Annotated in this window: 22 protein-coding genes and 1 pseudogene; 10 read left to right on the forward strand and 13 right to left on the reverse strand. The window is 33.6% G+C overall.

Features of this window, described 5'->3' with window-relative positions; translation table 11 throughout:
• Window positions 1-37: 37 nt before the first annotated feature.
• Window positions 38-919 (reverse strand): NAD(P)/FAD-dependent oxidoreductase, encoded by an 882-nt coding sequence (locus tag ELD05_RS12350; RefSeq protein ID WP_127352664.1) that lies wholly within the window; start codon window positions 917-919, stop codon window positions 38-40.
• Window positions 920-976: 57 nt separating this feature from the next.
• The gene (locus ELD05_RS12355; RefSeq protein ID WP_127352665.1) at window positions 977-1303 is read right to left on the reverse strand and encodes a cyclic-di-AMP receptor; all 327 of its coding nucleotides are present in this window, start codon (window positions 1301-1303) and stop codon (window positions 977-979) included.
• A 214-nt stretch (window positions 1304-1517) separates the two neighbouring features.
• On the opposite strand from ELD05_RS12355, the gene ELD05_RS12360 reads away from it, so the two are divergent.
• Both ELD05_RS12360 and ELD05_RS12365 read left to right on the forward strand, forming a co-directional pair.
• A complete protein-coding gene (locus ELD05_RS12360) occupies window positions 1518-2258 on the forward strand; it encodes an ABC transporter ATP-binding protein (RefSeq protein WP_127352666.1) in 741 nt (246 codons plus the stop codon).
• On the forward strand, window positions 2237-3487 hold the full coding sequence (locus tag ELD05_RS12365; RefSeq protein ID WP_127352667.1) for a SufB/SufD family protein: 1251 nt from the start codon (window positions 2237-2239) through the stop codon (window positions 3485-3487). The genes ELD05_RS12360 and ELD05_RS12365 overlap by 22 nt, the downstream gene beginning before the upstream one ends.
• A gap of 108 nt (window positions 3488-3595) precedes the next feature.
• Here the strand turns inward: ELD05_RS12365 and ELD05_RS12370 are convergent, their stop codons facing one another.
• Genes ELD05_RS12370 through ELD05_RS12380 form a run of 3 tightly spaced genes read right to left on the reverse strand, consistent with a single transcriptional unit; the run spans window position 3596 to window position 7134 of the window.
• Window positions 3596-4783 carry an ABC transporter permease gene (locus tag ELD05_RS12370; protein ID WP_127352668.1) on the reverse strand — a complete coding sequence of 396 codons (1188 nt, stop codon included), beginning with the start codon at window positions 4781-4783 and terminating at the stop codon, window positions 3596-3598.
• Window positions 4784-4802: 19 nt separating this feature from the next.
• Window positions 4803-6452 (reverse strand): HlyD family efflux transporter periplasmic adaptor subunit, encoded by a 1650-nt coding sequence (locus tag ELD05_RS12375; RefSeq protein WP_127352669.1) that lies wholly within the window; start codon window positions 6450-6452, stop codon window positions 4803-4805.
• Between the two features lie 19 nt (window positions 6453-6471).
• The gene (locus ELD05_RS12380; RefSeq protein WP_127352670.1) at window positions 6472-7134 is read right to left on the reverse strand and encodes a Yip1 family protein; all 663 of its coding nucleotides are present in this window, start codon (window positions 7132-7134) and stop codon (window positions 6472-6474) included.
• A 212-nt stretch (window positions 7135-7346) separates the two neighbouring features.
• On the opposite strand from ELD05_RS12380, the gene ELD05_RS14060 reads away from it, so the two are divergent.
• Window positions 7347-7508 (forward strand): hypothetical protein, encoded by a 162-nt coding sequence (locus ELD05_RS14060; RefSeq protein WP_164742610.1) that lies wholly within the window; start codon window positions 7347-7349, stop codon window positions 7506-7508.
• A gap of 65 nt (window positions 7509-7573) precedes the next feature.
• Here the strand turns inward: ELD05_RS14060 and ELD05_RS12385 are convergent, their stop codons facing one another.
• The 8 genes from ELD05_RS12385 to ELD05_RS12420 form a co-directional block, all read right to left on the reverse strand.
• Window positions 7574-7762, reverse strand: a complete 189-nt coding sequence (locus ELD05_RS12385; RefSeq protein WP_015908925.1) for a hypothetical protein — start codon at window positions 7760-7762, stop codon at window positions 7574-7576.
• A 21-nt stretch (window positions 7763-7783) separates the two neighbouring features.
• Complete coding sequence (locus ELD05_RS12390) at window positions 7784-8422, reverse strand: ATP-binding cassette domain-containing protein (RefSeq protein WP_127352671.1); 639 nt, start codon at window positions 8420-8422, stop codon at window positions 7784-7786.
• Window positions 8423-8459: 37 nt separating this feature from the next.
• Window positions 8460-9008: a stage II sporulation protein M gene (locus ELD05_RS12395; RefSeq protein ID WP_127352672.1), complete on the reverse strand. Its 549-nt coding sequence runs from the start codon at window positions 9006-9008 to the stop codon at window positions 8460-8462.
• Window positions 8962-10143 (reverse strand): hypothetical protein, encoded by a 1182-nt coding sequence (locus ELD05_RS12400; RefSeq protein ID WP_241243503.1) that lies wholly within the window; start codon window positions 10141-10143, stop codon window positions 8962-8964. Before ELD05_RS12400 ends, ELD05_RS12395 begins: the two co-directional genes overlap by 47 nt.
• 718 nt (window positions 10144-10861) lie before the next feature.
• The gene (locus tag ELD05_RS14625) at window positions 10862-11062 is read right to left on the reverse strand and encodes an uberolysin/carnocyclin family circular bacteriocin (RefSeq protein ID WP_127352988.1); all 201 of its coding nucleotides are present in this window, start codon (window positions 11060-11062) and stop codon (window positions 10862-10864) included.
• A gap of 414 nt (window positions 11063-11476) precedes the next feature.
• Window positions 11477-13321 carry an ABC transporter ATP-binding protein gene (locus ELD05_RS12410; RefSeq protein ID WP_127352674.1) on the reverse strand — a complete coding sequence of 615 codons (1845 nt, stop codon included), beginning with the start codon at window positions 13319-13321 and terminating at the stop codon, window positions 11477-11479.
• Window positions 13314-15050 (reverse strand): ABC transporter ATP-binding protein, encoded by a 1737-nt coding sequence (locus ELD05_RS12415; protein ID WP_127352675.1) that lies wholly within the window; start codon window positions 15048-15050, stop codon window positions 13314-13316. Before ELD05_RS12415 ends, ELD05_RS12410 begins: the two co-directional genes overlap by 8 nt.
• Window positions 15043-15471 carry a MarR family winged helix-turn-helix transcriptional regulator gene (locus ELD05_RS12420; protein ID WP_408609362.1) on the reverse strand — a complete coding sequence of 143 codons (429 nt, stop codon included), beginning with the start codon at window positions 15469-15471 and terminating at the stop codon, window positions 15043-15045. The genes ELD05_RS12415 and ELD05_RS12420 overlap by 8 nt, the downstream gene beginning before the upstream one ends.
• 284 nt (window positions 15472-15755) lie before the next feature.
• On the opposite strand from ELD05_RS12420, the gene ELD05_RS12425 reads away from it, so the two are divergent.
• The 7 genes and pseudogenes from ELD05_RS12425 to ELD05_RS12455 all read left to right on the forward strand — a co-directional run bounded on the left by ELD05_RS12425 (window position 15756) and on the right by ELD05_RS12455 (window position 22376).
• On the forward strand, window positions 15756-16493 hold the full coding sequence (locus tag ELD05_RS12425; RefSeq protein WP_127352677.1) for a DUF554 domain-containing protein: 738 nt from the start codon (window positions 15756-15758) through the stop codon (window positions 16491-16493).
• A 126-nt stretch (window positions 16494-16619) separates the two neighbouring features.
• The gene (gene hepT / locus ELD05_RS12435) at window positions 16620-16997 is read left to right on the forward strand and encodes a type VII toxin-antitoxin system HepT family RNase toxin (RefSeq protein WP_127352678.1); all 378 of its coding nucleotides are present in this window, start codon (window positions 16620-16622) and stop codon (window positions 16995-16997) included.
• Window positions 16998-17272: 275 nt separating this feature from the next.
• A pseudogene (locus ELD05_RS14630) lies at window positions 17273-17437 on the forward strand (IS607 family transposase); the annotation flags it as partial.
• Window positions 17432-18628: an RNA-guided endonuclease InsQ/TnpB family protein gene (locus ELD05_RS12440; protein ID WP_127352989.1), complete on the forward strand. Its 1197-nt coding sequence runs from the start codon at window positions 17432-17434 to the stop codon at window positions 18626-18628. The pseudogene ELD05_RS14630 and the gene ELD05_RS12440, both read left to right, overlap by 6 nt.
• 559 nt (window positions 18629-19187) lie before the next feature.
• Window positions 19188-20153, forward strand: a complete 966-nt coding sequence (locus ELD05_RS12445) for an ABC transporter ATP-binding protein (protein WP_127352679.1) — start codon at window positions 19188-19190, stop codon at window positions 20151-20153.
• Entirely contained in the window at window positions 20137-21282 is a 1146-nt protein-coding gene (locus tag ELD05_RS12450) for an ABC transporter permease (protein ID WP_127352680.1), read from the forward strand. The genes ELD05_RS12445 and ELD05_RS12450 overlap by 17 nt, the downstream gene beginning before the upstream one ends.
• Window positions 21264-22376: an ABC transporter permease gene (locus ELD05_RS12455; RefSeq protein WP_127352681.1), complete on the forward strand. Its 1113-nt coding sequence runs from the start codon at window positions 21264-21266 to the stop codon at window positions 22374-22376. The genes ELD05_RS12450 and ELD05_RS12455 overlap by 19 nt, the downstream gene beginning before the upstream one ends.
• The last annotated feature ends 3 nt before the right edge of the window (window positions 22377-22379 follow it).

Below are 22379 nucleotides of genomic sequence, written 5' to 3' on the forward strand. Positions count from 1 at the left end.
AATTTAAAAAAGGACCTCATCGGCTTTTTTTGCCGAATCAGTCCTTTTTGGTGAGAGCTTCTTTTATTCTCTTCACATAGCCTGAAGCAGAAAGTCCGGCAATCTGTCCTTCTCCAACTGCCTTTGCAACCTGATAAGGCCTTCCAACTACATCCCCCGCTGCAAAAAGCCCTTCGATTGAGGTTTGCATATTTTTGTCCACTTTTATATGCCCATCCTCTGTAAACTCCAAACCATAGATGAGCTGGTCTGCTGGCATTGTCTTTCTGATTATAAATATTCCATCAACATTTAAAATCTTATCCTCAAGTTCTATTGCATTTACAAAGTCCTCGCCATACACACCTTTTGGTCTTGATAAAACCACCTCAACATTGTCTTTAAAATGAAATTCATTCTTTTTATAAAGCGGAATGTAGTAGAGCTTTTTAGCAAGTTCAGACAAATACTCTGCCTCTTCCTCAGCCTCCACACTTTCACCCACAACTGCTATCACTCTTCCTTTGTAGAGCATTCCATCACAAACTGCACAATAACTAATTCCTCTTCCTACAAACTCAGCTTCATTCTCAAGAAGAGTTTTCTTTGGCGTCCCTATTGCCAAAATCACAGAATAAGCCTCAAAAAATTCATTGTTGGCATTGATTGTGAAAATACTTCCTGACTTGTAGAAGTTTATAACCTTTCTATTGATAATCTCAATATTGTATTTTTTAGCATGTTCATAAAAGCTTCTTAAAAGCTCCTTTCCAGAGACGCCAAAAAAGCCAAGATAGTTATTTATCTCAGGAGCTTTGTATATGGCAGAGTCTTCTTCCTTTGTTGCAAAGACAATTACACTTCTGTTTGTCTGAGCAAGATTAATAGCAGCAGAAAGCCCGGCAGGTCCTGCACCAATCACCGCACAATCATAAATCATCTTCAACTTCACCCCTATATTATTATACCCACATAGGGTATATTTTAAAAGTACTTTTCAAACTTTTATAAAGTTCTCAACATCCAGCACAAATATTACAGCACCGCCCTGTTCTATCTTTTGCTTACTGACAAAAAACAAAGTTTGCAGCGCTGGTGGTAGCGTGCTTTTGCAAACCTCCTTCCTTGATGATACATTTTGCTTTATCAGCTCAATTATCTCATCCACCTTTTCATCCTCAACACCAATCATGAATGTAACAGTTCCTCTATTTAAAAGACCACCTGTGGAATAAACAATTGTTGCCGGTACGCCATTTTCTATAAGTGCAAGGTTGACTTTGTTCTTGTCTGTATCTGAAACAATTGCCAGCAATAATTTCATACCATACTCCACCTTTTTTCTAACTTTATGTTTAATATTATTTTACCACATTTTTCTTTTGAAAATTTCATCATTTTAATAATATTACTAAAAATTTTTATGTTCCTTGTATTCAAATATTCCAGTTATTGTTGTTAGCAAATGCAATTTTGGTGGTATAATTAGAGAGTATAAGGGCTAAAACACAAATTAATAGGCAAGGAGATGGCAAAAGATGCTTGAGATTGTTGATCTTCATGTTGAGGTTGGGTCGAAAGAGATTTTAAAAGGCGTTTCTCTCACAATCCCGGATGGTGAGACTCACATTCTGTTTGGTCCGAACGGAAGTGGAAAAACAACTTTGATGATGAGTATAATGGGGCTTCCTAAATATAAAATCCTATCTGGCAAGATTATCTTCAATGGCATTGACATCACATACATGCCAACACATGAGAGGGCAAAGCTTGGGATTGGAATGATGTTCCAAAAACCACCTGCTATAAGAGGAGTTGAGCTAAAAAAACTTTCTGAGATAATAAAGTCTTTGAGAAACACTGATGTAGATGTGCATGAGTATGCAAGAATTTTAAATTTAGAAGAACATTTATCAAGAGAAGTAAACTTGGGTTTTTCTGGTGGAGAGATTAAAAGGTCTGAGCTTTTACAGCTAATCTGCCAGCGACCAAGCTTGGTGCTTCTTGATGAGCCAGAATCTGGTGTTGACCTTGACAACATCACTCTTTTAGGAAATATGATCAAAAAACTTCTAAAAGGCGAAAAGGTGAGAAAAAGACAGACCTCTGGCTTAATTGTTACACACACAGGTTACATTTTAGAGTATGTAAACGCAGACAAAGGCCATATTCTGATTGATGGAAAGCTTGTGTGCTCTGGCCCAGCAAAAGATTTGTTTGAAGAGATTAGGCAAAACGGTTTTGGGAGGTGCGAAGGATGTCTACAAGACATTATATAGATGAAAATATTTTGGCTTTAGCAAAAAGTGCAGAGAATAAAAAGGCTGCATTTGGCACTGATATAGACTTGAGCCAGTTTGAAGAGGCTGATGAAAAGGAAGAGATAGATGAGCTTTCAAAACTTCCTGAAGAAATACAAAAGACAATCTTAAATGCCGGAATTGAGGTCAAAGAAGAAGGGCGCGTGGGAAGTTTTCTCCAGGTTGACCACTCTGTTGTCTACAAAAGACTTGCACAGCGCTACAGTGGCCAGCTTGAAATTCTGGATATAAATGAGGCACTTGAAAAATACCCAGAAGTTCGAGAAAAGTATTTTTGGAAGGCAGTAAAACCTGACAGGGACAAATATACAGCATTTTCTGCTATGCACCCTGCACATGGATACTTTATTAGAGTTTTCAAAGGCCAAAAGGTGGAAAAGCCTGTTCAGGCATGTCTTTTATTGCAAGAAAATGCGAGAATCCAAAATGTACACAATATAGTAATTGTTGAAGAAGGAGCAGAGGTTCAGATAATCAACGGGTGTGCAACAGCACCAAAAGTAAAAGAAGGTCTTCACATTGGTATTTCTGAGTTCTATCTTGAAAAAGGAAGCAAACTCACATTTACAATGATTCACAACTGGGCAGAGGATTTTTATGTAAGACCAAGGGGTGTTACAATTGTAGAAGACGATGCAGTTTTTGTTTCAAACTACGTGCTTTTAAAGCCTGTAAAGTCAATTCAGTCATTCCCAATTGCAATCTTGAAGGGCAAAAACTCTGTTGCGTCATTTAACTCAATCTTGTATGGGCTAAAAGACTCTGAGATTGACATGGGCTCTCATATCATCTTAGAAGGTGAAAATTCAAGTGGCCAGGCAATATCAAGGGCTATTGTAAAAGACAGGGCAAAGATTTACTCGCGTGGAGTGTTAGAAGCAAGGCACAATCAATCTCGTGCGCATTTAGACTGTCGCGGAATTTTGTTCTCTGAAGAAGGTGTTATGTATGCTGTGCCAGAGCTATTGTCAGACGGTGCGCCACAGAGCCATCTTTCACATGAGGCTGCAATAGGTCCTATTGCCGAAGAAGAAGTAGAATATCTGATGGCAAGAGGGCTTTCAAAAGACGAGGCAATATCTCTTATAACCCAGGGGTTTATGGATGTAAAAATACTTGGGCTTCCAAAGCATCTTGAAAATTATATACATGAGCTTATTTTGCAGACCCAGGAGGAGAATATGTAAAAATAAAGAGGCAAGGTGGCAAAGCCTGAGCTACTATCCGTTTATTTGGATAGTTAAGGCTTCTTTTGAACTAAAGTCTTAAGGGTTTGCTGCCTTGCCCATTATTTTTTATTCGTACCTTAGCGCCTCTATAGGATTTAAGCGTGCTGCCTTCTCTGCTGGAAGCATTCCAAAAATAACTCCTATCAAAACTGAAATTCCAAAAGCCAGAAAAGCCCACTTTAGCGAATACACAGGCTCAACTCCAGGAATCCTTGAAATCCCCACGGCAATTACAAAAAACCCAAGCAATATACCAATTATACCACCAACACCTGTTATAACCATCGACTCTATGAGAAACTGTACTCTAATATCCCTTCTCTTTGCTCCAATTGCTTTTCGAATCCCAATTTCTCTTGTTCTTTCTGTGACAGACACAAGCATTATGTTCATAATTCCAATGCCGCCAACCACAAGAGAGATTGTAGCAATGCCACCAAGTATTATCATCAGAAGATATGTTATTTGATTTAGAGCTGACATAAGTTCAGACATATCATAAACTGTATAGTTTTCTTCTTTTTTTACGATACTGCTCAAATATGCTTTTATTCTCTTTTTAACCTCATTGTTCTTATCAGCAGAAACTGTACGTACCAAAAAATTTTTCACAAGCGCATAGTCGTCTGTCGAGAGGCTATTTAAGGCAAATAAGGGCACTATGATACTGTCGTCAACAGTGTTGTCTCTTCCGCCTTGCTTTTCTTTCAAAACTCCAACCACCTTGAAAACCTGACCATTTACGTTTATCTCTTGCCCCACTGGATTTTGACCATCAAACAGCTTTTTTTGTATCCTTGACCCTATCACCGCCACTTTTTGCCTAAAATCACTGTCTACAGGACTTATAAACCTTCCTTTTGAAAGTGCAAGGTTTTGTATCATCATATACTCGGCTGTTGCACCAATAATCTGGCACTCCTCTTTTTTACCTCTGAAAAGTGCTTGGGCAGGATATTGGACAAATGGGCTCACACCCAGGATAACATCGTTATTTTTCCTTGCAAACTCTAAAAATTGATCAACTGAAATATCTTCGTTCTTTGAAGCTGGATTTATAAAAACATACACAAGGTTTGTACCAAGCTTTTCTATCTCTTTTGTAATACCAGCTGTGGTGCCCTCAGCAAGCCCCACAGCTGCAACCACCGCTCCAACGCCTATGACAACACCAAGAAGCGTTAGAAATGACCTTAGCCTGTTGAGAAAAATGCTCTGGATTGCCATCTTGCAAGAAAGCAAAAACTTCTCCATCGCACAACATCTTCCCCTTTTAGTAGAAAAGACTTTGACCCTGTTTTTCAGTATCAAACTTTGGAAGCACCACTTCTTCGCCCTCGATGAGCCCTTCCAAGATTTCAACGTATTTTTCGGTTGTCATGCCAAGTTTGACCTGCCTTTTTTCTGCATCTTTATAGTAAGAGTTGTCAAGTCCGTATTCGTCTGTTTTCTGGCTGGTTTTTTGTTCTTTGTTTTTCTCAGAAGTTTTAGCCTTTTGTTGTGTGTAAACATACACATAATATTTTCCATCTTCTTTGTGAACTGCTTCAACTGGTACAACCAGCGCATTTTCCTTGGACTTTAAGATAATCTCTGCTTCTGCGTGCATCCCAATTTTTATATTACTGTTATTTTCAAATTCTATCTTAACAACAAACTTTGAGACGCTACCATTGCTATCCGATTGTGCCTTTTCAGAAATCTCTGCAACATACCCTTCTAAAGGCCTATTTCTTGTACTTCCTACCGCATCAAGCTTTATGTTAACTTTCTGCCCTGGCTTTATTTTCAAAATGTCAAGCTCTTCCACCTGAGCACTTATCACAAGGTGTTTCGGGTCATACACTGAACATATCATCTGCCCAACAGTCACCACATCACCATCCTGGAGATTCAAATCAGCTATTTTGCCGTCAATTGGAGCTAAAACCTCATAGTTTTTCAAATCATCTTCGGCTGCTTTTATTTGGGATTTTATATCCTCTATCTTCAAATCAAGCTGTTTTATTTGCATCTCAACCTCGTCGGTTGAAAACTTCAAAAGCAAGCTACCTGTTTTTACCTTCTGCCCATTTTTAACAAAAACCTTTTCTATTCTGCCAGAAACAGGGCTTACAATGCTCTTTTTTGAAAATACCTCTAAAATACCTTCGCTAAGCGATGTCACTTTTTCACCGTTTGAAAGCTTTAAACTTACACTTGCCCTCATACCCTCAGTCAAGCTACCGTTTTTGTTTGAAACTACCACCTTTGCATCAAACACCATCACACCATCCTGATTTTTGTATATCCTGCTTCCCAAGCCTTCAACAACACCGTCGACCCTGTCCATAAGATCAGATACCACAACCTCTGCCTTCTGTCCCTGTTTTACCTTTCCATAGCACCAGGCAGGAAGCTGCACACTCAGCTTCATCCTCGAGTCATCAACAATAGTCATTATCTGCATTCCTTGACTGACAAGCAAACCTTCATCTGCCGCAAGGTTTTGCACAAACCCGTCCTGGGGAGATTTTAAAGTAAAGTTTTGAAGCTGTCTTTGAAAACTTTCTCTTTGAAGTTCAAGATCAAGAAGCTGTCTTTTCAAAGACTCTATCTTAAAAACTGCCTGGCTGTCATCTATCTTAGCGATTAAATCTCCTTTTTTGACATACTGCCCGTTTTTGACAAAAATTTTTTCTATAGCTCCATTTACCTTCGAGATGACATTTCTTGTGTTGCTGCTTTGCACAATGCCAGATACCAAAAGTGTTTGCTTTAAAGAAATCTTTTGTACCTTTGCAGTCCTAGGCTTAGATGAAGCATCCTTTTTGCTCCCAGATGGCATAGTTAAAACAAGTGTTAAAATAAATCCCACTAATATAAGTAACACAATAATTACAGCTTTTTGCCAGTTTTTTAGACCTTTTGCAGTGTTTTGCATGTGAGAATACTCTCCTTTTTTATCTGCCACCAAACTTCATAAAGTTTTGCGTAAACATTGAAACAATGGGCATTATGAGTGTGACTGCACTATAGACAATACTGACAATAATACTTTTTGCTTTGTTAAGTTCACAGGCAGCAAACACTCCAACGCCAATCAATACATACCGCCAGATAGCAAACACATGCAGGTATGTTCTTATAAAATACTTAAAATCCATTTGAATGTCCAAAATGTTCAAATTTACGACCCTGGCATATATCACATAGAAGATGTAATATGGAATCATCACAAGATTTGCAACTGCTACAATTGTAAGTGCTCTTTTGTAATCAATCTCACCACCTGCAAGCCTTACAATTATGAGCAAGACAAAGGAAGCAATAAAAAATGAAATAATGGTATGTAAAAATGTTGTTCCTGCTAAATAAATAGGTGATTTTGTAAATTTTAAGGTTTTTAAAGTAGCTTCTTGTACTTGCGGATCTTCAGTGAATCTTTTTACATACTCTAACATAGCTTCATCTGAGATTTTAGGCAAAAAAAACGTAGTAAGTGCTGCTACTATCGGTATAAAAAATATTAAAATCACAAAGTCTGGCTTTTCTTTGACTTTCTGAAATACTTTTGTTGGTGAAATAACAAGATTCAGAAGATTTGATGGCTTCAAGTATTCCATACCTTAAACTCCTCCTTTTTAATTTAATCAAAATTTGCACAGTTACTTCTATTTACTATGATTATTAAAATATCAACCACCTTTTATATTATAATTCATTTTCCAGTTTAAAACAACAATATTTTATGAACCTTTAATTTTGTTAAAATATTTTATTTCTTGTTCTACAAATCACAAGGATTTAATTAAAATTGCGCTTAGGAAGTTAAATTATGCTAAACCTTTTAAACAAAAGCACCATAATTATCACCAATCCATTTAGTCCATATATACCAACACTTTGCATAAAAAGTGATGTCAATGTTATACATACTAAAAATATTGGTATTACAATTGCAATTTTACTCACTCTTTTTGCTTTTGATAACCATTAATGTGAACAAAAAGCTAAAACAAAATTTATTACAAAAAATATTATGAACACAAATTGCTGTTTCTATTATTTTTTTGTTTTTCTTCCCATTTTTAATAATTCTGCTTGAAACCACCCATGCCAAACAAATAATAAAATAAAAATTATTATTGCTGCTTTAATACTCTTAACATTAAAAAATACCTTTGCAATAACAGCACTCAATATAATTAAGATAACCCCAATAATATATAACCATATTTTTTTGTTACTCATTTTAAACCCTCCCTGACACAATTAATTAGCCTTTTGTAAAAAACCAAAGTCAATAATTTTATCATACATTAACTTATCATTATCTGAATGCGAAACAATTAAAAATGATTTATCCTGTTTTTTCATTTCAAAAATAATATTTGCCAAAGCTACTTTACTTTCTTTATCTAAACTATTAAATGGTTCATCCATAAGATACAACTCGGCATTTTTAGCCAGCATCATAGCTATAAACAATTTTTGTCTCATTCCTGCTGAATATTCTGAAATAGGTTGTTTTAGATACATATCTATATTTAATAAATTGCAAAATTCATACACTTTTTTAGTGTACTCGTTTTCATTAAAAATATATGAAAAAAACTTTATATTTTTAAAGCCAGAAAGATTTTCAAGTAAATATATTCTGTCAGGAACATATGAAAATTTAAATTTTATATCAGAAAATTTTACTTGTTTACCATTCAAATAGGCTGCGTAAACCAGATTTTCATCATCAATTATTCCCATTAAAATTTTAAGAAATGTAGTCTTCCCACTTCCATTCGGTCCTATAATTTTTACTACCTCATTCTTATTAATAGACAAATTTAAATCTCTTAATATATACTTCTTCCCATCATAGCTGTATCCGAGATTTTCTATTTGTAGATAAGCCATTTTATTTCACCTCAATAACGTGTAAGTTAATAATTTTTCATGCGTAATAAGATACAAGAGATTCGATAATTGCTGCACAAGCTACAAGAACAGTTGCTAAAAAAATTAAAAAAAGAACTCCTCTTAAATATATGTATGAGTGTCTTTGTTGATTCATTGAATTTTTTGAAATTACATAAACAACTTTCAAAGGATAATAACCTAACGACGAAAAAAGTAAAAACCCGGTAATCTCAAATATAGCATGTGGCAATATGTATCTAATAATTGGTAGCCACCCATAACTATTATAAACACTTGCAAGAATATAGCCCAAAGTAATTCCATTATATATAACGTAAAACATTGTCCCTATCCCAAATGATATAATACCAAAAAGTAAAGCCTTTGAGCAAGTTAATATATTATTTTCAAATATATCTAAAAACAGCAATTTAGTTAAATTTATTTTAATATCTTTATTATAGCCTATAAGAATCCCTACACTTAAAGAAAGTCCATAAAACATAAGTGCAATTAAAAATAAGGGTTTAATCTCTTTAATAGTCTTTATTATAACTATCCTTAATTTTTCTTTTTTTTGCATAATTATCAACCTTCCCAACCCCTATACATAGACTTGAAACATAACAAAAACAAACAGCTATATAACAATACAACCATTCAATACCTTTAAGTAAAGAAAATATTGAGTTAACCACCAATAAGCAATTTGGTATAAATAATAAATAGTATCTTACAATTGTAATTGGAGCTTTAAGCGTAGCCATAATAAACCCATTATTTTCTGTCTCACCATATATGAGTAAATGTTGTATGTTTTTTGTGAAATATAAGTAATAAGGTTTTATTAATTGAACTATCGCATGCTTCATTGCAAACAAAATTATTAAAATATTGAACAAAAGAAAAACTGCCTTTAATTTCAAACTATACAAAAATATTAGTGTTATTAATAACGAACCAATCAGTATCGGTAAAGCAGAAAAAACAATTAGAACTTTAATCTTCGGTATCATTAGTCCATCCCAAAATCTAAAATCTTCGCTACAGTATATTGCTAAACTTACTTTTTTGTCATAATTAAATTTAAATAAGTCTTCAATCATGAAATTGCATGTTCCAATATATCCATACATAATAAGATAAATACATATAAAATGAATAATTATGGAAACATAAAAACTCTGAATTGTTCCTGCTACTGCTATACTCACACCTGTTGCAAAGAATAATTCGTATGGGAAAAGACATTCTATAATTTTATTTGGCTCTAAATTTTTGAGATAATTTATAAACAAGCATATATCCTTATAAAATCCAGCTTTTAATGAATTGTTATTTATTTTTGGTTTAGCATATCTACAAAATAAGTAACAAAATATGCTTTTTACTATACCATTAATGCTTCTTCCTTTTTTATAATGGAAAAGCCTTTTAGATTTGCCAAAGTTCTTTCTTAACATATAAAATATTATAAAGCAAATAATAATTTCTATTATTACAGCTACTATGTATGTCTTATAATTTTTTGACATATTATTAACTATATTAGACAAATCTTCTACTTTATGAACATAGTAATAATACTTTTTGTTAAAATGATTATTCATAATATTATCGAGGTTAATTAATATTTTTTCTAAAGGCACTTTTAAAGCCTTATATTTATTTATAACTGCACGTAAATCATAGATAAATTGAATTCCAAATTTAGCCATAAAAAATACAATTAACGTTGCGCAACTTCTCAAAAAAAGAAATGAAAAATAAATTCTATATGTAGTATTACTGTTTAAAATATATTTTAAACAGTAAATTAACAAAAAAAGTACTTCAATAAATACATAAAACACTAAAAGCCAAGTCATATTATGTAATAATGTTAAAATTATTATGAGAAACTTCATTAAAACAATTTCAATTTGTCTCGAAAAGTAGGGATACAGAAAAAACACCTTAAATGCTATTTCCTTGTTTGGTAAATATATGCATAATAACTCAAATTCTGATTTCTGTTGTAACCTACTTATGCTAACGTTATAAAACAAATTTAAGTTTATCAATAAATAAACTAATAAAAAGATTAAACATTCCATATTTTTGTTATAATTATTCGAAATCTTTAACATCATACTTACTACGTAATAGAAAAAGACAAGGCTTAATATTTTTAACAGAATATAAATAATCTCCCACCTTTTTAAATTAAAAATTTTAGCAATTCTTTTATATTTTTTCGATAATTCTTCTTGGATAAGCAAAAAATATATTTTCAAAAACCTTGCCACTTTAACCCCTTCTTATCAATTTCGAGCTCTTAAAAAATCTTTAATTAAAAAATTTAATTTTGTGATAAAATTATTAATGCAAGGGGTCGTCTTTATGATTTAAGCTGACCCCTTGCAAAAGAGTTTGAAAAAATTAATCACTAAAACTTTACCATAATATAGCTCCCCTCAACCCAAGTTGTGCGACCTTACTTTTAACTAGGTTAATAAAAGCTGTCCAGCCACCTGCCAAGATAACAGCACTAACCCCAGCTGTAAGAATAGATGTTAAAGCTATTATAATTGAGACTATTGTGGATCCAGTAAGTATAATATTTACGACAAGTATAGTTCTAAAATAAACTAATATTCATTAGTAATATAAATGTAGAACTATTACAGATAAACAATAGTATCTTCTCCATATTTTTCCATCCACTTAATATTTTAGTATCTCAGTCTCTTTACTTTCTTTATTTGGAGCATTTTACTTTCAAACCATTTTTTCTGTAAACTTTTTCTTAAAACTTCTATGCAAATTTTATCTTATATATTTTCACTCTGTCAATGCCGTTTTTGTCTATTTTTAGTCAAATTTTGAACTGAAGATACATTTTTTCTTAAATAGCTTAAAATTTCTCTAATTTTCTTGAGTTTAAAAAGCCAAACCTGCAAATAGTTAAAATATATGGTTTTTGCTTTTAGAAAGAAAAAGCCATAAGTCAACTTGTTCAGTAATCTTTAAAAGTTTTTGGCTTCAAGCTTTATTTTCAAACTAAAAACTCTACACCACTGCAAATTGACTCATATAAAGGTTATAATAAAATCCTCTCTTTTGCAAAAGCTCTTCATGCGTTCCCTGTTCAACAACTTGACCATTGTTTATAACCAAAATCAAATCAGCATTTCTGATAGTAGAGAGTCTGTGAGCGATGACAAAGCTTGTTCGACCTTGCATGAGCTTTAGCATTGCCTCTTCTACATGCTTTTCTGTCCTTGTGTCGATATTGCTTGTCGCCTCATCTAAGATGAGTATTGCAGGGTCAGATAAGATTGTCCGGGCTAAAGCCAAAAGCTGTCTTTGACCTTGGCTTAGGTCTGCTCCTCCATCTGTCAGCACTGTTTTGTAGCCGTGTGGCAGGTGTCTTATAAACTCATGGGCATTTGCAATTTTAGCTGCTTTTATAACCTCATCATCTTTTGCTGTGAGCCTTCCATAACGGATATTTTCTATCACAGGTTCAGAGAAAAGATATGTGTCCTGAAGTACAATCCCGAGGCTTTTTCTCAAAGACTCTCTTTTTATCTTTCTTATATCAATTCCATCAATGAGAATCTCACCTTCGTCAATGTCATAAAACCGTGTAAGTAAATTGACAATTGTAGTTTTGCCAGCACCAGTTGGACCTACCAAGGCTATCATCTGCCCCGGTTTTGCATGAAAGCTTACATCTTTTAAAACAGGCTCACCTTCTTTGTATGAAAACCACACATTCCTAAACTCAACCTCACCCTTGATATTTATAAGCTCAATTGCATCTTTTTCATCTTCTTTTTCTTCTTCCTCATCCATTATTTCAAATACTCTTTCTGCTGCAGCAAAGGCAGATTGAAGCTGGTTGAACTGGTTCGCAAGCTCGTTTAAAGGACGTACAAACTGTCTTGCATACTGAATAAAACTTGCGATGCTGCCAATTGAAACCAATCCTTTTAGCGCTAAATACCCTCCTACTGCTGCAACAATTATGAAAGCAAAGTTGTTGAGCATATTCATAAGCGGCGGAATTACACCAGATAAAATCTGAGCTTTTATTCCAACCGAAGTCAGCTGCCTGTTTATATCAACAAACTTCTTTATCTCCTTTTCCTCTCTTGTGAACACCTTTATGACCTTTTGGCCTGTGATGTCCTCTTCAATAACCCCATTGAGTTTGCCAAGTAGTTTTTGGTTTTGTGAAAAGTATTCTCTTGTGTTTTTAGCAATCCAGTTTGTCAAGATGAACATAAGCGGCACAATAAGCAGAGTACAAACTGTTAAAATGGGGCTTATTGTCAACATGACAATGACAGAGCCCACAAGTGTAATTACGCTTGAGAAAATAGAAGTCACACTTGCATTGATGGTGTTGTTGACAACGTCTATATCGTTTGTAAGCCTGCTCATCAAATCGCCATGAGCGCGTGTGTCAAAGATTTTTATAGGAAGTTTTTGAAGCTTTGAAAACATATCATTTCGCATATTGAAAACAACTTTCTGGGAAATTTTCATCATGCTATAGCCTTGAAAATATGCAAAGAGTGAGTTTAAAATATACAAAACAATCATTGCAAAGATTATATTTACAAGCCCTGTAAATTTTCTGGGGATTATATACCTATCTATGGCTTTTTGTATCAAAAGCGGCGAGACTATTGAGATAAATGAGCTAATTGTTATTAGTAAAAACACACCCAAAAGTGCAATTTTATACCTGCCAAAATACCCCCATAACCTTCTGAGTGTATTTTTCAAATCCTTTGGTTTTGCAGAAGGATGAAAAAATCTGTGCCCTGGTCCTCTTCCTGGCCCAGGACCAGGTCCAAAGGCAGGTTGCGGTGTTTGCACCTCTTTTCTTCTTCCTTCAGGCAATTTGTCCTTCCCCCTCTCCCATTTGAGTCTGATAAATCTCCTGATAAATTGGGCAGCTTTTCAAAAGTTCTTCATGTGTACCCTGTGCTACAATTCTTCCACCATCCATTACCAAAATTTTGTCTGCATGTTTTATAGAAGAGATTCTCTGGGCAATTATAAATGTAGTGGTACCTTTGATATATTCTTTCAAGGCTGCTTGGATTCTTTTTTCTGTCGCCATGTCAACAGCTGATGTGCAGTCGTCTAAAATGAGTATCTTTGGCTTTTTTAAGATAGCCCTTGCAATAGAGATTCTCTGTTTTTGTCCACCGGAGAGATTCACACCTCGCTCAGATACCTCTGTGTCATAGCCCTTTTCAAAACTCATTATAAAGTCATGAGCCTGGGCAACTTTTGCTGCCTCAATTATCTCTTCCATTGATGCATCTTCATTTCCCCATGCAATGTTATCTTTTATAGTCCCTGTGAAAAGTACAGTATCCTGCAATACCATGCTAATACTTTTCCTTAAAACGGTCACATCATAGTCTTTAACATTTATTCCGTCAATCAAAACCTCGCCTTCTGTAGCATCGTAAAGTCTCGGGATAAGACTTACTAAAGTTGATTTTCCTGAACCTGTGGTACCGATTATCCCAATAACTTCACCGGGCTGTGCAACAAAAGAGATCCCATCAAGAGCAGGGCTTTTTTCTTCTTCATTGTAATAAAATGTGACATTTCTAAATTCCACCTTTCCTTCTTTTATCGGAGTTGTAATCGCCCCATCTTTGTTTTTGATGTCAATCTCACAACTTAAAACCTCATTTATTCTCTCAGCAGAGGCGCTTGCCCTTGTAATGAACAAAAAGATATTGCCTATCATCATCAACGAAAATAGAATTTGCAATGTGTAGTTTATAAATGCCATAAGCTCACCAACCTGCATATTGGCTGCTTTTATCTGAACTGCCCCAAACCATACAACCCCTACCATGCTCATGTTCATCACAAGCATAAAAAGTGGCATTGTAATTACAATCAGTCCAAAGGCTTGGAGTGATACATCCAAAAGGTCTTGATTTGCCTTTAAAAACCTTGACTTTTCATGTTCATGCCTGACAAATGCTTTTACAAGTCGAGCTCCCAGTAAATTCTCACGCATAACTGCATTGACCCTATCTATTTTCTTTTGAAGAGTTGAAAACAGTGGAAAACTCTTTTTGACCATAAAGTAAAATATTAAAATTACAAAGGGAATTGCAATAAATAAAATGATAGAAAGCTTCGGATTTATCATAACTGCCATCACAAGTCCACCTATGAAAAGAAGTGGAGCTCTTACAACAATTCTCAAAGACATCATGACAATATTTTGCATCTGCATGACATCGTTTGTAAGCCTTGTGATTAAAGTCTCTGGCTTGAACTTGTCAATGTTTTTGAACGAAAATGCCATTACCTTCTTGAACAGATCATTTCTTAAATCAAATGCAAAGTTTTGGCTTGCAATACTCGAAAAAACCACGCAACCGCCACCGCCAACCATCCCAATTAACGCTGCCAAAATCATCAAAAGCCCGGTTTTGAAAATATATGCCATATCCCCGTTTTTGAGCCCAACGTCTATTATTCTCTCCAAAAACCTTGGCTGCATGAGGTCCATCACAACCTCTAAAAGCATAAAAAGCGGAGCTAATACCACTGCCCATGTATAGGGTCTTAAATATCTAAAAAGCTTAAACATTAATTTCTTCATCCCCCTTTTGCTGACCTGTACTTATCATTTTCACCACAAGCTTTTTCAGCCTTTTTAGCAAATACCAGAGTTCTTCAACTTCATCCTCAGAAAGCTTTTCAAGACTTTTTCCCAGGTTTTGATTTACCCATTGCATATGAAGTTCAAGCAGCCATTTCCCTTTTTCTGTCGTTTTAATTATGGAAATTCTCCTGTCTGATTCGTCTTTTATCCTATCTATATACCCCTCTGAAATAAGTTTGTCTAAAACTGGTGTCATGTTGGGTGCAGAGATATTCAACCTTCTTGCAAGCTCAGATATACTCATTGGTCCAAAACTATCTATGACATGCAAAATATGGATAAATCGTGGTGGAAGCCCATACTTTTCAGTAAATTCGTCCTTTTTTAAAATATTTTTTGTTATCATTGGAAATATAGATAACATATTTTCAGCTATCTGACCTAAAATTTTTTTAGAGAGATTCAAGCTTGTGCACCACCTTTTTAAAAAAATTTGAAATTGCAATTGAAAAATAATATAATATCCAAAAAAAATGTTATTTTAACATAAAGAAGTTTCAAAAATTATTATAAAAATATAATCGACTTTTATTGAAACCTTTATGATTAATATGAAATAGTTATTTTTACATAACTATTATAGCACATTTACCCGACCATTAGCAAAATTTTTATAAAGGAGTTGACAAAATGATTGGACTTGGGACTATTGTAAACACTGCTGCTGTAATTGTAGGCTCGATTTTGGGGCTTGTGTTAAAGTTTGGAATCCCAGAAAGGTTCAAATCTACAATTATGCAGGCAATATCGCTATCTGTCATCTTCATTGGAACATCGGGCGTGCTTCAGGGCATATTCAAAGTTTTAAATAGCGGCAGAATCGACAGGCAGTACATAATGCTGATGATATTCTCGCTTGTAATTGGCGGGCTTGTTGGTGAAATATTGAGGATTGAAGATTTTTTGGATAGACTTGGTGAGAGAATAAAAAAGGCAGTATCAAAGGTGATAAAATCAGAAAACAGTACATTTACAGAAGGGTTTGTCACAGCAAGCCTTGTGTTCTGTGTTGGTGCAATGGCAATTGTAGGTAGCCTTGAGGACGGGCTGAACCGCAACTTTTCTATTCTCTTTGCAAAATCAATCTTAGATGGTGTTACTTCTGTGATATTTTCTGCAACACTTGGAATAGGCGTTATGTTTTCAAGCGTTGTTGTGCTTTTATACCAGGGGTCAATCACACTTCTTGCCGGGCTTTTGAAACCTCTTTTGACAGACACTGTTGTGCTTCAGATGTCAATGGTAGGTTCTGTTTTGATATTTGCAATAGGTCTTAATATGCTTGGAGTATCTAAAATCAAAGTTGGCAATCTTCTCCCTGCAATATTTGTACCTGCCCTGTGGTATGTGGTTAATTTGCTAATTTGAATTTTTTAGACTTTTGGAACTGGCATGTCTTTACTGATTATTTTTTAGAAATTTCTCAGAAAGCTGAAGACTTTAGAGAAACTCTTTTAGAAATTTTTAAGATAAGACTGGAAAGAAGGAATAAAAGTGCTTGAACATCAAAATAAGTTGAGTATATTGAAAAGAGTTAACTTTATTTACTTAGAAATTGAAGATTTGGAACAGTATAAAAACTCAACTTTTGAAGAATATAGTAAAGACAGGTTTATAAGGCGAAACGTTGAAAGAATAATTGAAAATATTGCAAATGCTATAATCGACATATTAAAAATTATTATTGCAAACTCAGATGTTCAAGTACCTGACTCTTACAGAGAAATGATATTAAAACTTTCTGAATTCAATATAATAGATATTGCTCTCGCTACATCTATCGCAGAAGTTGCAAGATTGCACAATATACTAGCTCACCAATATTTAGATATTCGATGGGAATATTTAAAAAATTTCATTGACGAAAAATAGGAGATGTTTATAAATTTTTAGAGAATATTTTGAATTTTGTAAATTCTATTTGGTCATTTATGTTTAATGAAGCATAAATATTACTTTGTATTTTTTCTTTAAATTTCTATGGAATTCACGAAACTAAAAAATTCATAAGTACTAAATTTTTATTTTTAAACTTGAAGAATTTACTTAGAAAAAAAATCATCATCTTGACCAATTAAAAAAATATTCTTGATATAGTGGCAAAAATTAATAAACAGTTTTAAACATATTAAGATTTTTGATAAAATATATTTGCATACGTAAAAGAAGGCAGAATAAGAGTAACAGTTATGCCAAATGGATTTTATAATTATAACCAGGAAGACGTATACAAAATTTTTATGAAAGGTGTTGAAAGAAAAACATATATTTGTGCAAGAGTTTCAACTCCAAAACAAAAGAGGTGTTTGAAGATAATAGTCAAGAGAGTGGAGAGAATACAGATAAAGAGAAATCATGAGTTTTGGAATTATTGTGATAAAGTGTGTTTTGCAGCAAAGAATTTATACAACTTTGCAAACTACACTGTAAGACAGGAATTTATACACAATGGCAGATGGATAAGATACAGAGAACTTGACAAAATGTTAAAAGAACATGAGACTTATAAAAACTTGCCTGCCCAAACATCACAGCAAATCCTAAGACTTCTTGATAGGAACTGGAAGTCATTTTTTAAAGCTATAGAAGAATGGAGTAAAGATAAAACCAAATTTTTGGGCAGACCTAAATTGCCAAAGTATAAGAAGAAAGACGGCAGGAGCATAGCTATTTTCACAAATCAGCAGTGCAGGATTAAAAATGGTTATTTGACTTTTCCGAAGACAGAATTAAAGCTAAAGACAAGAATAACAGACAAATTAAAAGAAGTCAGGATAATTCCAAAAGGAAGCATTTATGTAGTTGAAATAGTTTATGAGAAAGAAATAGCCAAGGTAAAAAGACCACCAAAGAGGATAGCAGGAATAGATTTAGGGCTTAATAACTTTGTAACTTTAGTAAATAACATAGGCATAAAGCCTATTGTTATTAATGGCAAAGTTATTAAGTCAATAAATCAGTATTACAACAAGAAAAGAGCACAGCTTATGAGTTATGTAGGCAATAGAGGAAGTAGCAAAAGAATAGAGAAGTTGACTTTAAAGAGGAACAACAAGATTAAGGATTACATGCACAAAGCAAGCCGTTTTATAGTCAACTGGTGTAAACAATACGAAATAGACACTATTGTTGTTGGTTATAATCCAAACTGGAAGCAGGAGATAGAGCTTGGCAAAGTAAATAATCAAAATTTTGCTTCGATACCATTTAATCAGTTTGTAAATATGCTCAAATATAAGTGTGAAGAAGAAGGAATTAACATAATAATTACAGAAGAGAGTTACACAAGTGGCTGCAGTTTTTTAGATGGAGAAGAAATCAATGAAATAAACTATAATCCACGTCGAAGAATAAAGAGAGGCTTATTTAGAAGCAACAAAGGAATATTAATAAATGCCGATGTTAACAGTGCATATAACATTATAAGGAAAGTATTCCCCGAAGCATTTGCTGAGGGGATAGAGGGTGTGGGGTTACACCCAGTTAGGCTGAATATAGCCTAACTAAGAATAGTGTTTAATAAAATTTTTAATTATTTTTAATATTTTAAACACTATTCATAACTTAAAACGAGAAAAGGGGTACAATTGTTAATAGAAAAGTGTTTTTTCTCAAGTAAGTTTTGTCGGTAACCGGCATCCGACTAATAAAATGCCGGCTCGTAAGTTCTCAAATAAGAGCCCTCATTGTAGAGGGCTCTTATTCTATATATTCTAAAAAAGGGGAAATAATGCGTGAAACCTCAACTCCACTTTTTATCCAAACTCCTCAACAAAGAAAGGGGCGGAGGTAAAGGACAAAGCCTTTGACCAATCCAGCCCCTTCCAAAATCTATTCTAAAAGGAGGAGTCTCTTGTTGGCATCTTTTGTTCTTTTCTCGTTAGCCTTTCTACTTAATATTTAACCCAAAATTTTTTAAAAAAGTATAAAGAAATGTTTAAAAATTTGTAAACAATCTTTTAATAAAAACATGACATATGTCACTACAAAAATTTCTTCAATAGTATATTCTAATTATTGAAAGAAAATATATTTAAATGCTTAAGAAGGTGATGGGAAATTATGACTGTGCTTGAAATCAAAAACCTTGTAAAAAGATATGGAAATGTTTTAGCACTTGACAACCTGTCACTGACAATCAAAGAAGGTGAAGTTTTCGGGCTTTTGGGACCAAATGGTGCAGGCAAAACTACATTTATAAATTGCATACTGGGACTTACTAACATCGACAGAGGCGAAATTTATATATTCGAAAAACCTTTAAACAAAGCTTTAAAAGAGTTAAAATCACAAATTGGAATTGTACCACAGGAAATTTCGCTCTACAGCAACCTAACTGTGTATGAAAACTTAAGCTTTTTTGGTTCGCTTTATAACCTCTCAGGGAAGCTTTTGAAAGAGAGAATAGAGTTTGCTTTAAAGTTTGTTCAGATGCAGGATAGCATCAAAAAACAGGTCAAAAACCTATCTGGCGGGATGAAAAGAAGAATAAACATTGCAGCAGCTCTTCTTAACAGCCCCAAACTTCTTATTATGGATGAGCCAACTGTTGGAATTGACATATACTCAAGAAAACTAATTTTAGAATCTGTCCAAAAACTTGCGCAAAGCGGCATTACAATAATCTATACAACTCACTACATCGAAGAGGTTGATAGAATTTGTACATCTGTTGCGTTCATAAATAAAGGAACAATCATCGAATATGGCTCAAAAGAATTTTTATTAAAAAAACTGTCAGATACAAATATTATCAGGATAAAATTGAGCAAGATTTTAGATGAGGTTCTGACAAAAATCAAAAACTTAGATGGAGTTGAAAGTGTAGCTTTTACTGGAGATGAACTTACAGTTTCTGTTGAAAAGTCAAAAAATCTTATAAAAGAGATTGTCGAAACTTTGTCTCAGGATGGATGTGAAATACTTTCCATATCTTATGAAAAGCCCACAATGGAAAAGCTCTACTTTGCAGTGATGGGCTATACCATAGATGAAAAAGGAGAGATTGTCCATGAGAGCAGCAGTTAAAGCCTTTTTATATACTTTAAAAGAAAATGCTATGAGCATTCCTCTGCTTTCTATAATGCTAATCTTCCCAATCATCTTGATTTTCATACTTGGAACTGCACTGTCTGGATATTTTAAACAAGTTGATATTCCGAAGATGAATATAATCATTGTTGAAGTAAATCTCAAGCCAAGCATTTATGATACTATTTTAAAATACGATAAAACTTTTACTAAGTTATTCAATGCAGAAGTTTTTGCTTCCAAGTCGGCTGCACTGAAAAAGTTTTCATCTTCTAATAAATACGTTGCTGTTGTGACATTCAAAGAGCATCAAAGGAATAACCATTCAAATTATAGTCCTTTTGGGAATTTTGACATTGAAATTACCTCAAAAGGAGGTTCACAAGAAGCTGGATTTGTCAAAGTGTATTTTAATATTTTTGCAAACTACTACAAATTTGCAAGAAGTATTTATTCACCTTCTGATATACCAAAATCAATAAATTTTGAATCTGCATTTTCGGGTCGCTTCCCAAGAGCTCTTGATTACTATGCTGTTGCAATGGTTGTTATGATGGCACTGTACGGCAGTTTTGGTGGTATTGCAGTAATTGAAGAAGAAAGAAAACAAAATACTCTCATAAGGCTTTTTGCATCACCTAAAAATCCGCAAATTATATTTGTTTCAAAAGCTTTTGCCCAGATGGTATTTTTGTATATTCAGCTTTGCTTAATAGTGCTTTTTTCAAAATACATCTACCAAGCAAACTGGAGTGAAAATCTTTGGATTATATTCTTACTTCTTTTTATCTACAGCATCTTTGCTATACTTTTTGGAATTTTTATTGCTCTTATCTCTAAAAACTATATACTCTCAAATGTTATAGTTAGCTCATTTGCTGTAATATCTACCTTTTTGGCAGGAGGATATGTAAGAATTGATATCAGCACAAAATTTTTAAGTTTCCTTAGAGACATTCTACCAAACTGTGCTGTACAGTCTGCATTTTTTACCATAATCTATAATCCAAGTGAAATAACACTTGTCAAAAATGTTTTTGTATATCTTTCTCTTCTTTGTTTGATTATTGCTCTCACTAGCATGCTTTTAATGAGGAAGGTGAAACTATGGCAGTTTTCAAGATAAATATAAAACGCCTTTTGAAAGACAAATTCAATCTATTTTTGATGATTATACTTCCTTCAATTGCAGTTGCTCTTTCAACCTTTTTTACATTAAGCGTTGAATCTTCTTATAAAATTGGAATTATTACAGACAAAGAAAAAAGCAAGGTTGTAAAACTAATTGAAAAAGAGCTCAAAAAATGTTTTGATGTTAAAACCTTTGACCCTACCAAATCAATTGTAAGCCAGATGGTTCAAAGCGGTATTGACTGTGTTGTTGTTTTAAATAACAAGTCAGTTAATGATATTATTAATGAAAAACAGAAAAATATAAAAATATATACATTTGGAAAGTCTGAAACGCATATTATTTTGAAGGAATATCTAAACAGTGTGTTTAAAATACTTGTTGCTCAAAAGCGTATAAACAGCTCTAAATTTTTAGAGTCTTCAAAGTATATTTTTGAGCATTCTCCAATTGTATTAAATAAAATTTTACAGCACCAGTCAAATTCTATTTCAATTGCTTTTGCCTCAGGATTTTTTATAATGTCTCTGTTTTGGCTTGCACTTAATGGTTCTAATATAATATTAAAAGATTATCAAGAAAGAGTTATTCTGCGAATTTTATGCTCACCAATTTCAAAGCAAAGCTATATTCTGCAGTCTATCTTGAGCATATTTTCCATTACATTTTTACAGCTAATCTTTTTTGTGCTGCTATGTTCGTATGCATTTAGACTTACTTTTGGAACTAACATACTTATTGTTATTTCAGTTCTCTCCATTTGTAGCTTTATGTTTGTTGCTTTTGCTGTAATGTTTATAAGCATAGTTAATGACATGAGAAAACTTGCAAGTTTGAATTCAATGGTCGTAACAATAATGTGCATGCTTGGTGGCTGCTACTGGCCGCTCAGCATTATGCCAAAGTTTCTTCAAAAGATTGCATTGTTTTTCCCAACAACATACGCTGCAAGTCTAACAAAGAATGTGCTAACTAGTAAAACCATAGAAAGTATGATGGTTGACATTGGGATAGTTACAGCATTTTGTTTGTTTTTTGCACTTGCGGGCATAAAGCAGCTTTCTAAAAATGTAATGTCAAAGCTGTAAATT

It is taken from the genome of Caldicellulosiruptor changbaiensis, from assembly GCF_003999255.1.
Taxonomy (GTDB): Bacteria; Bacillota; Thermoanaerobacteria; order Caldicellulosiruptorales; family Caldicellulosiruptoraceae; genus Caldicellulosiruptor; species Caldicellulosiruptor changbaiensis.

Excerpts from the sequence above, each read along its gene's own strand:
- ELD05_RS12385 (WP_015908925.1), bottom strand. The coding sequence starts at position 7,762 with ATGAGTAACAAAAAAATATGGTTATATATTATTGGGGTTATCTTAATT.
- ELD05_RS12365 (WP_127352667.1), top strand. The coding sequence starts at position 2,237 with ATGTCTACAAGACATTATATAGATGAAAATATTTTGGCTTTAGCAAAA.
- ELD05_RS12390 (WP_127352671.1), bottom strand. The coding sequence starts at position 8,422 with ATGGCTTATCTACAAATAGAAAATCTCGGATACAGCTATGATGGGAAG.
- ELD05_RS12370 (WP_127352668.1), bottom strand. The coding sequence starts at position 4,783 with ATGGAGAAGTTTTTGCTTTCTTGCAAGATGGCAATCCAGAGCATTTTT.
- ELD05_RS12380 (WP_127352670.1), bottom strand. The coding sequence starts at position 7,134 with ATGGAATACTTGAAGCCATCAAATCTTCTGAATCTTGTTATTTCACCA.
- ELD05_RS12455 (WP_127352681.1), top strand. The coding sequence starts at position 21,264 with ATGGCAGTTTTCAAGATAAATATAAAACGCCTTTTGAAAGACAAATTC.
- ELD05_RS14060 (WP_164742610.1), top strand. The coding sequence starts at position 7,347 with ATGCTAAACCTTTTAAACAAAAGCACCATAATTATCACCAATCCATTT.
- ELD05_RS12395 (WP_127352672.1), bottom strand. The coding sequence starts at position 9,008 with ATGCAAAAAAAAGAAAAATTAAGGATAGTTATAATAAAGACTATTAAA.
- ELD05_RS12415 (WP_127352675.1), bottom strand. The coding sequence starts at position 15,050 with ATGTTTAAGCTTTTTAGATATTTAAGACCCTATACATGGGCAGTGGTA.
- ELD05_RS12350 (WP_127352664.1), bottom strand. The coding sequence starts at position 919 with ATGATTTATGATTGTGCGGTGATTGGTGCAGGACCTGCCGGGCTTTCT.
- ELD05_RS12375 (WP_127352669.1), bottom strand. The coding sequence starts at position 6,452 with ATGCAAAACACTGCAAAAGGTCTAAAAAACTGGCAAAAAGCTGTAATT.
- ELD05_RS12445 (WP_127352679.1), top strand. The coding sequence starts at position 19,188 with ATGACTGTGCTTGAAATCAAAAACCTTGTAAAAAGATATGGAAATGTT.
- ELD05_RS12355 (WP_127352665.1), bottom strand. The coding sequence starts at position 1,303 with ATGAAATTATTGCTGGCAATTGTTTCAGATACAGACAAGAACAAAGTC.
- ELD05_RS12400 (WP_241243503.1), bottom strand. The coding sequence starts at position 10,143 with ATGGCTAAATTTGGAATTCAATTTATCTATGATTTACGTGCAGTTATA.
- ELD05_RS12425 (WP_127352677.1), top strand. The coding sequence starts at position 15,756 with ATGATTGGACTTGGGACTATTGTAAACACTGCTGCTGTAATTGTAGGC.
- ELD05_RS12360 (WP_127352666.1), top strand. The coding sequence starts at position 1,518 with ATGCTTGAGATTGTTGATCTTCATGTTGAGGTTGGGTCGAAAGAGATT.
- ELD05_RS12420 (WP_408609362.1), bottom strand. The coding sequence starts at position 15,471 with ATGATAACAAAAAATATTTTAAAAAAGGACGAATTTACTGAAAAGTAT.
- ELD05_RS12450 (WP_127352680.1), top strand. The coding sequence starts at position 20,137 with ATGAGAGCAGCAGTTAAAGCCTTTTTATATACTTTAAAAGAAAATGCT.